Origin of the sequence: Croceicoccus mobilis (genome assembly GCF_001661965.1) — a bacterium.
Classification (GTDB): Bacteria; Pseudomonadota; Alphaproteobacteria; order Sphingomonadales; family Sphingomonadaceae; genus Croceicoccus; species Croceicoccus mobilis.
The window spans coordinates 1-8,837 of record NZ_LYWZ01000006.1 but is presented as its reverse complement, the minus strand read 5'-3'; the positions used below and the strand labels follow the sequence as shown (position 1 = coordinate 8,837).

Here is an 8,837-nt window from a genome sequence, read left to right as displayed (position 1 = left end):
TGTCGCGTAGCCCTTAATTGTGAGATGAGAAATCCAACGAAATCAACGGCCTTGCTTTGCCCTTAAATATGATATTTTGCCTTTAAATCCGATATTTTTGCCCTTAAACCTGAGACAGGGTTCGCAGCTTCGTGTGGCAAATATTGATGGATGATGATCGCGAAGACTTCGTTGCCGCTGGTGCTGAGGAGGCGCGCAGGGCGGCCGTTCTGCGTCCGCTTGTTCAGGCATATCTCAAAGGAACTGGCAGTCTGGAAAGTGGCATCAATGACGCCGTTTGGGAGCTTGGTGTCAGCAGGGCGACTGTCTGGCGCTGGATAAAGCGTCTGGCCGAAGAGGGTGGGCGCACCAGCGCGCTGGCTTCTCGGAAACGGGGCCGCCCGACTGGTACAACCTTGATATCCGGCAAGGTGGAAGCGGTGATCGAAGAACATCTTCGCCGTTATTTCTTACGGCGGGAACGCCCAAGCCTGTCGCGCATCGTGACAGAAATCCGAAGCGCGTGCTGGCAGCAGGGCTTGCAACCGCCGACACGTCGGACGGTTCAGCGCAGGCTGGATGCAATGGATGCCCGTGAAATTGCCAAGGCACGCGAAGGCGCAAAGGCGGCCCGCCAGAAATTTGCGCCGGTCGTAGGCGACAACAAGGCAAACCGGCCACTGGAGGTCGTGCAAATCGACCATACGCCTGCGGACATCATTCTCGTCGACAGTTTTGAACGCAAACCAATTGGGCGGCCTTGGGTCACGCTGGCGATCGACGTCGCAACGCGGATGGTGACCGGATATTACACCTCTCTCGAGGCACCTTCGCGTCTGTCGGTGGCGCTTTGCCTGACACAGGCTGTGGCCCCCAAGGCGGAACTTCTGGCGGAATTGGTGCGCAATGTTCCTTGGCCCGCGCAGGGTAAACCGCATAGCATCCACGTCGATAACGGGCGCGATTTCCGGTCGCATGCCTTTCGGTCGGCATGTGCAGAATGGGGGATCGATCTGGTCTATCGGCCGCCAGGCAGTCCTCATTTCGGAGGGCACATCGAACGATTGATCGGCACGATGATGGGGGCCGTGCACCTGTTGCCTGGAACAACGCAATCCTCGGTCGTGGCCAAGGGCGACTATGACGCCGAGGGCATGGCCACGATGACCTTAAGCGACTTCGATCGCTGGTTTGCTCTGGAAATCTGCCGCTACAACAACAGCATTCATTCAAGTCTTGGCTGCACGCCCGTTGCCAAATGGGAGGCGCTCTCAGAGCAAATGATGGGCGATATCCCCTTCGAGATTGAAGCCTTTCGGGTGAGCTTTCTGCCAAGTGAACTGCGCAAGGTCAGGCGTGACGGCATCCATCTGTTCCAGATACGGTACTGGTCCGATGCGCTTGCAGGCCACATCGGGCGCGGGGATGGAAAGGTGGTCGTCCGCTACGACCCTCGCGACCTCTCGGTGATCTGGGTCGAACTGGATAATGACCGATACGTCGAAGCTCGGTACCGAAACCTGGAAATTCCGCCTGTGTCGCTCTGGGAATATCGCGAAGCCATGAGGAATGCCCGTGCCCTTGGCAAGTCCGGGTCCAATGAGCTGGTCCTGGCTGAGCTGATCCGACAGCAACGCCAAATCGAGTCTGAAAGCCGGAGCCTGACGAGGGCCGAACGCCGATCCCGTGAAAGAAAAGGGACATTGGAGGGCGCCAACTCGGCCGTCTCAACAACCGAAGGGCTGCGCGCGATCGATACGGGTGATACATCGCGCCCATTGTTCAAGGTGGAGAGATGGTGAATTGAGGGCAGGAAAAACAGAGGAAGACGGTCGGATCACCCTCATTCAATCGGATATCTGGATTGGCTTTCCGCGGGCCGAACAAGTTCTGGACCGTTTGCAGTGTATGATCGAAGCGCCAAGGCAAACCCGTATGCCTGGCCTTCTTGTGCATGGCGCGTCCGGGATCGGAAAGACGATGATCGCCCGCAATCTTTCGCGCAGATATGCACCGGAATATGACCCAGCATCGGGAATTACGCGAACGCCGCTGTTACTGTTACAAGCACCACCAGCTCCCGACGAACGACGGTTCTATCTGCACATCCTGGCGACCGTCGGGGCACCGGCCACGGCACTGAGCGCGCGCGCTCAAAATGTGGCCTCCCTCGAAGTCCGTGTCGTCGCGCTCTTGCGCGACCTTGGCCTGCGGATGATCATGATCGACGAAGTCCACAACCTCTTGGCCGGGACCCACCGCGAACAGCGCCGCTTTCTCAATGTTCTGCGGTATCTCAGCAATGAACTCGAAGTGTCGCTGGTCTGCCTGGGGGTCAGCGAGGCCGTCGATGCCATCCGTGGTGATATCCAGCTTGCCAGGCGGCTGGACGAACATCACCTTCCAAACTGGCGCGACGACGCCGAGTTCTCGGACATGATCCAGACACTCATCGCGGCAATGCCCCTCGAGAAGAAATCCAATCTGAAGGTCAAGTCACTAAAGCAGATACTTGCGCTGACCGGCGGGGTGACCTCGCGCATCTTCGCCCTGATCAAGGATCTTTCCATCGACGCCATTGTCACAGGTGATGAATGCATCACCGATGACGCAATCGCAAAATGGACGCCGGTTTGGTCGCGCCATGCGAACCCCCCATCGGCGGCTCGAGAAGTCCGGGGTGTGAAGCCGCACCCGCTGCCCAAGACTGTCGCGCCGCTGCCCGACGAGTTGTTGTCAGGTTGGTTGTCTAGGCTGGCGGCGGCCAACTACTGTGATGATGCGGAACTACTGGCTCATCTCAGAATCGATACCGCGCATGGCACCGCCTTGAACTTCAACGTCGACGCGGCTGCGGCGGCGAAGATTGCCAACGCCGCACGGATTGACCCAGATGTTGTGCGATCTTTGACCTTCCCAGCAATGACGACACGAGAAGCCTCGCTGACGGCCCAGATACCATTCCAGCATTGCCTGCAATGTTCCAGAGAGGGCCTTTCGCTCAAGCATTGGAGGCGAGCCTGGGCATTCGACTGCCAGGTTTGTGGGACGAGACTTGTGCCGACGCTCGGCAAGGCCAGTGGCGAACAGATGCCCGAAAAGCTGATAAATCGTGCGCGCAACGGCGCCGCGCGGCTTGAATACGCCGCGCGATTACGCAGCTCCAAGCAATTTCGGCGCGCAATGCGCGCGGTCACCTTTGCCATATCATTAAAGGCCTTCCGCGGAGATCCGTTATACGCTCTTCAGGGCCACAGGCTGGAAGTAAGGCTGTTTGGCCTTGCTGCAATTGATGCAGCCCAATCCCGTCCACTGGTCAAAGCGGCCATCTCAAGCTCCGGCATCGACGACTATGCAAGGGTTGCTCTATTGCGCGCCTTCGATAAGGAGCCACGTCTGCTTGCCGCGGTTGTTTACATCGCCCGGCAGCGCGCGAAAAGCATAGGCGCGATGGCAGTGGAATCTCATAATTAAGGGCAAAAAATATCCCCGAACGCGTCGTGTCTCAGATTTAAGGGCAACGCGACAGCGCCCGATTGCGGCAGCGAACAGGCCCCTTGGCTTGAGGTGGATGGCCAGCGTGTTCCCTATGCCGAAGGCGAGGGGCTGTTGTGGGATGACACTTTTCCGCACGAGGTGCTCAATCCCGGCCCCAACCCGCGGCTGGCCCTGCTTTTGGACATTCGTCGCCCGGTCACCCGGTTGCGCCAGAAAATCGCGTTTCGGGCGATCATGCGCGGTGGGCAGCTGTATAGCTGGATCAATGAGGGGCGGATGCGCGCGGCCTGAGGCGCACGCCCCCCTTGATCCTGCCGGGATGTTCGTGCATCTTGGGGCAAAGCCTTTGGGGGGGACAGGATGAACAAGCTCTCGATGCTGCTGAAACTGGCAATCGTTCGCGCGCCCGAACCCGTGGCGGCGCTGTGGTTTGCCGGTCGGCGCAAAGTGGTCGATGGCCGCAAGATCGACGCCAAGGCGCAGGCCTTGGGCGAGCTGTTCAACGCGGTGCGGGTGCCGGGCGTGATCCCCACGCTGGAAGACAGCCGCCGCTCGCTGGTGGTGCTGGCAGACAAGTTCGACACCCCGTCCCCCGCGCAGGTCACCAAGCGCGATGTCAGCATCGCGGGCGCAGATGGCCCGCGGCCCGCGCGCGTCTATGACACCCAGCCCCAGGCAAAGGATCGCCCCACGCTGATCTATATCCACGGCGGCGGTTGGGTGCTGGGCGGGCTGGATACCCATGACGGGCTGTGCGGTCAAATCGCGCTCGAGGCGGGGATCCGCGTCATTTCACTCGATTATCGGCTGGCGCCCGAGCATCCCTGGCCCGCCGGGCCGGATGATGTGCTGGCCGCCTATCGGGCCGTGCTGGATGCGCCTGATGACTGGGGCGTCGATCCGGCGCGGCTGGCCGTCAGCGGCGACAGCGCGGGCGGCAACCTGACCGCCGTGCTGATGCATGATCTGGCGGGGCTGGGCCTGCCGATGCCCAAGGCGCAGGTGCTGATCTATCCGGCCGTGGACAGCCGGGGGGAAACGCCCTCCATGACCTCGCTGGCCAAGGCCTATGTTTTGCCGCGCGACCGCATCGACTGGCACATGGATCAATATGTCCCGGCGGTCGAGCAACGCGGCGATCCTCGGGTCTCGCCCATCTTTTCGGACCGGCTGACGGGCCAGCCGCAGGCGCTGATCCTGACCGCCGGGCATGACGCGTTGCGCGATGACGGGGCGATGTATCATCAGGCGCTTGAGGCTGCGGGCGTCACGTCTGATCTGCACGAATACTCGGGGCAGATCCACGGTTTCGTGTCGGCCCGCCGGGCCGTGCCGCAAGGGGCGCAGGCCACCACGCAGATCAGCAACTGGCTGCGTCGGACACTCTGAGCGCTTAATCATCGACCATGGCGCACAGACATGGGGCCGTTATGCCCGCACAGGTTGCGCATCGCGGGGCCGTGGCACTCTGTCGCGCATCCGATGGTTGATTTTCGTAGGCCAAAGGCGGACCCTGAGACCTGAAGTGCCGTGCGGCACATAAGCGCCCCACGGCTTTGCGGCTTCCGATCTGTTTCGGCGGCCCCACGTTGTAGGAGGTCATCATGAAGTCCAGTATTTCCTGTGCCGCGCTGCTTGTCGCTCTGTCGGCGGGGACCGCGCAAGCCACCGGCCCGATTGCCCCGCCGCCGCCTTACGTTCCCGAAATCGTTCCGATGCCCGACCCCGATTGGGGCGGGTTCTATATCGGTGGGTCGGTCGGCCTGTCGCAGGGCGACATGTTCGATATTGGCGGGCCGTATGATCTGGCCGATGACAGTTTCACAGGCTCGATCTTTGCGGGCTATCGCTGGTGTCGCGTAGCCCTTAATTGTGAGATGAGAAATCCAACGAAATCAACGGCCTTGCTTTGCCCTTAAATATGATATTTTGCCTTTAAATCCGATATTTTTGCCCTTAAACCTGAGACAGGGTTCGCAGCTTCGTGTGGCAAATATTGATGGATGATGATCGCGAAGACTTCGTTGCCGCTGGTGCTGAGGAGGCGCGCAGGGCGGCCGTTCTGCGTCCGCTTGTTCAGGCATATCTCAAAGGAACTGGCAGTCTGGAAAGTGGCATCAATGACGCCGTTTGGGAGCTTGGTGTCAGCAGGGCGACTGTCTGGCGCTGGATAAAGCGTCTGGCCGAAGAGGGTGGGCGCACCAGCGCGCTGGCTTCTCGGAAACGGGGCCGCCCGACTGGTACAACCTTGATATCCGGCAAGGTGGAAGCGGTGATCGAAGAACATCTTCGCCGTTATTTCTTACGGCGGGAACGCCCAAGCCTGTCGCGCATCGTGACAGAAATCCGAAGCGCGTGCTGGCAGCAGGGCTTGCAACCGCCGACACGTCGGACGGTTCAGCGCAGGCTGGATGCAATGGATGCCCGTGAAATTGCCAAGGCACGCGAAGGCGCAAAGGCGGCCCGCCAGAAATTTGCGCCGGTCGTAGGCGACAACAAGGCAAACCGGCCACTGGAGGTCGTGCAAATCGACCATACGCCTGCGGACATCATTCTCGTCGACAGTTTTGAACGCAAACCAATTGGGCGGCCTTGGGTCACGCTGGCGATCGACGTCGCAACGCGGATGGTGACCGGATATTACACCTCTCTCGAGGCACCTTCGCGTCTGTCGGTGGCGCTTTGCCTGACACAGGCTGTGGCCCCCAAGGCGGAACTTCTGGCGGAATTGGTGCGCAATGTTCCTTGGCCCGCGCAGGGTAAACCGCATAGCATCCACGTCGATAACGGGCGCGATTTCCGGTCGCATGCCTTTCGGTCGGCATGTGCAGAATGGGGGATCGATCTGGTCTATCGGCCGCCAGGCAGTCCTCATTTCGGAGGGCACATCGAACGATTGATCGGCACGATGATGGGGGCCGTGCACCTGTTGCCTGGAACAACGCAATCCTCGGTCGTGGCCAAGGGCGACTATGACGCCGAGGGCATGGCCACGATGACCTTAAGCGACTTCGATCGCTGGTTTGCTCTGGAAATCTGCCGCTACAACAACAGCATTCATTCAAGTCTTGGCTGCACGCCCGTTGCCAAATGGGAGGCGCTCTCAGAGCAAATGATGGGCGATATCCCCTTCGAGATTGAAGCCTTTCGGGTGAGCTTTCTGCCAAGTGAACTGCGCAAGGTCAGGCGTGACGGCATCCATCTGTTCCAGATACGGTACTGGTCCGATGCGCTTGCAGGCCACATCGGGCGCGGGGATGGAAAGGTGGTCGTCCGCTACGACCCTCGCGACCTCTCGGTGATCTGGGTCGAACTGGATAATGACCGATACGTCGAAGCTCGGTACCGAAACCTGGAAATTCCGCCTGTGTCGCTCTGGGAATATCGCGAAGCCATGAGGAATGCCCGTGCCCTTGGCAAGTCCGGGTCCAATGAGCTGGTCCTGGCTGAGCTGATCCGACAGCAACGCCAAATCGAGTCTGAAAGCCGGAGCCTGACGAGGGCCGAACGCCGATCCCGTGAAAGAAAAGGGACATTGGAGGGCGCCAACTCGGCCGTCTCAACAACCGAAGGGCTGCGCGCGATCGATACGGGTGATACATCGCGCCCATTGTTCAAGGTGGAGAGATGGTGAATTGAGGGCAGGAAAAACAGAGGAAGACGGTCGGATCACCCTCATTCAATCGGATATCTGGATTGGCTTTCCGCGGGCCGAACAAGTTCTGGACCGTTTGCAGTGTATGATCGAAGCGCCAAGGCAAACCCGTATGCCTGGCCTTCTTGTGCATGGCGCGTCCGGGATCGGAAAGACGATGATCGCCCGCAATCTTTCGCGCAGATATGCACCGGAATATGACCCAGCATCGGGAATTACGCGAACGCCGCTGTTACTGTTACAAGCACCACCAGCTCCCGACGAACGACGGTTCTATCTGCACATCCTGGCGACCGTCGGGGCACCGGCCACGGCACTGAGCGCGCGCGCTCAAAATGTGGCCTCCCTCGAAGTCCGTGTCGTCGCGCTCTTGCGCGACCTTGGCCTGCGGATGATCATGATCGACGAAGTCCACAACCTCTTGGCCGGGACCCACCGCGAACAGCGCCGCTTTCTCAATGTTCTGCGGTATCTCAGCAATGAACTCGAAGTGTCGCTGGTCTGCCTGGGGGTCAGCGAGGCCGTCGATGCCATCCGTGGTGATATCCAGCTTGCCAGGCGGCTGGACGAACATCACCTTCCAAACTGGCGCGACGACGCCGAGTTCTCGGACATGATCCAGACACTCATCGCGGCAATGCCCCTCGAGAAGAAATCCAATCTGAAGGTCAAGTCACTAAAGCAGATACTTGCGCTGACCGGCGGGGTGACCTCGCGCATCTTCGCCCTGATCAAGGATCTTTCCATCGACGCCATTGTCACAGGTGATGAATGCATCACCGATGACGCAATCGCAAAATGGACGCCGGTTTGGTCGCGCCATGCGAACCCCCCATCGGCGGCTCGAGAAGTCCGGGGTGTGAAGCCGCACCCGCTGCCCAAGACTGTCGCGCCGCTGCCCGACGAGTTGTTGTCAGGTTGGTTGTCTAGGCTGGCGGCGGCCAACTACTGTGATGATGCGGAACTACTGGCTCATCTCAGAATCGATACCGCGCATGGCACCGCCTTGAACTTCAACGTCGACGCGGCTGCGGCGGCGAAGATTGCCAACGCCGCACGGATTGACCCAGATGTTGTGCGATCTTTGACCTTCCCAGCAATGACGACACGAGAAGCCTCGCTGACGGCCCAGATACCATTCCAGCATTGCCTGCAATGTTCCAGAGAGGGCCTTTCGCTCAAGCATTGGAGGCGAGCCTGGGCATTCGACTGCCAGGTTTGTGGGACGAGACTTGTGCCGACGCTCGGCAAGGCCAGTGGCGAACAGATGCCCGAAAAGCTGATAAATCGTGCGCGCAACGGCGCCGCGCGGCTTGAATACGCCGCGCGATTACGCAGCTCCAAGCAATTTCGGCGCGCAATGCGCGCGGTCACCTTTGCCATATCATTAAAGGCCTTCCGCGGAGATCCGTTATACGCTCTTCAGGGCCACAGGCTGGAAGTAAGGCTGTTTGGCCTTGCTGCAATTGATGCAGCCCAATCCCGTCCACTGGTCAAAGCGGCCATCTCAAGCTCCGGCATCGACGACTATGCAAGGGTTGCTCTATTGCGCGCCTTCGATAAGGAGCCACGTCTGCTTGCCGCGGTTGTTTACATCGCCCGGCAGCGCGCGAAAAGCATAGGCGCGATGGCAGTGGAATCTCATAATTAAGGGCAAAAAATATCCCCGAACGCGTCGTGTCTCAGATTTAAGGGCAACGCGACA

General features: G+C 59.8%; 7 protein-coding genes. All 7 read left to right on the top strand.

Annotation, left to right across the window (positions count from 1 at the left end; all coding sequences use genetic code 11):
- Nucleotides 1–146: 146 nt before the first annotated feature.
- Nucleotides 147–1,781, top strand: coding sequence for a Mu transposase C-terminal domain-containing protein (locus A9D13_RS01910; protein ID WP_024099411.1), 1,635 nt, complete (start codon nucleotides 147–149; stop codon nucleotides 1,779–1,781).
- Nucleotides 1,666–3,453: a TniB family NTP-binding protein gene (locus A9D13_RS20910; RefSeq protein WP_216635479.1), complete on the top strand. Its 1,788-nt coding sequence runs from the start codon at nucleotides 1,666–1,668 to the stop codon at nucleotides 3,451–3,453. The genes A9D13_RS01910 and A9D13_RS20910 overlap by 116 nt, the downstream gene beginning before the upstream one ends.
- Before the next feature lie 93 nt (nucleotides 3,454–3,546).
- Nucleotides 3,547–3,768 carry an aspartyl/asparaginyl beta-hydroxylase domain-containing protein gene (locus A9D13_RS01895; protein ID WP_066769435.1) on the top strand — a complete coding sequence of 74 codons (222 nt, stop codon included), beginning with the start codon at nucleotides 3,547–3,549 and terminating at the stop codon, nucleotides 3,766–3,768.
- A gap of 69 nt (nucleotides 3,769–3,837) precedes the next feature.
- The gene (locus tag A9D13_RS01890; RefSeq protein ID WP_066769428.1) at nucleotides 3,838–4,866 is read left to right on the top strand and encodes an alpha/beta hydrolase; all 1,029 of its coding nucleotides are present in this window, start codon (nucleotides 3,838–3,840) and stop codon (nucleotides 4,864–4,866) included.
- Between the two features lie 215 nt (nucleotides 4,867–5,081).
- Nucleotides 5,082–5,396: a hypothetical protein gene (locus A9D13_RS01885; RefSeq protein ID WP_066769423.1), complete on the top strand. Its 315-nt coding sequence runs from the start codon at nucleotides 5,082–5,084 to the stop codon at nucleotides 5,394–5,396.
- An 80-nt stretch (nucleotides 5,397–5,476) separates the two neighbouring features.
- On the top strand, nucleotides 5,477–7,111 hold the full coding sequence (locus A9D13_RS01880; RefSeq protein WP_024099411.1) for a Mu transposase C-terminal domain-containing protein: 1,635 nt from the start codon (nucleotides 5,477–5,479) through the stop codon (nucleotides 7,109–7,111).
- On the top strand, nucleotides 6,996–8,783 hold the full coding sequence (locus A9D13_RS20905) for a TniB family NTP-binding protein (protein WP_216635479.1): 1,788 nt from the start codon (nucleotides 6,996–6,998) through the stop codon (nucleotides 8,781–8,783). The genes A9D13_RS01880 and A9D13_RS20905 overlap by 116 nt, the downstream gene beginning before the upstream one ends.
- Nucleotides 8,784–8,837: the final 54 nt, after the last annotated feature.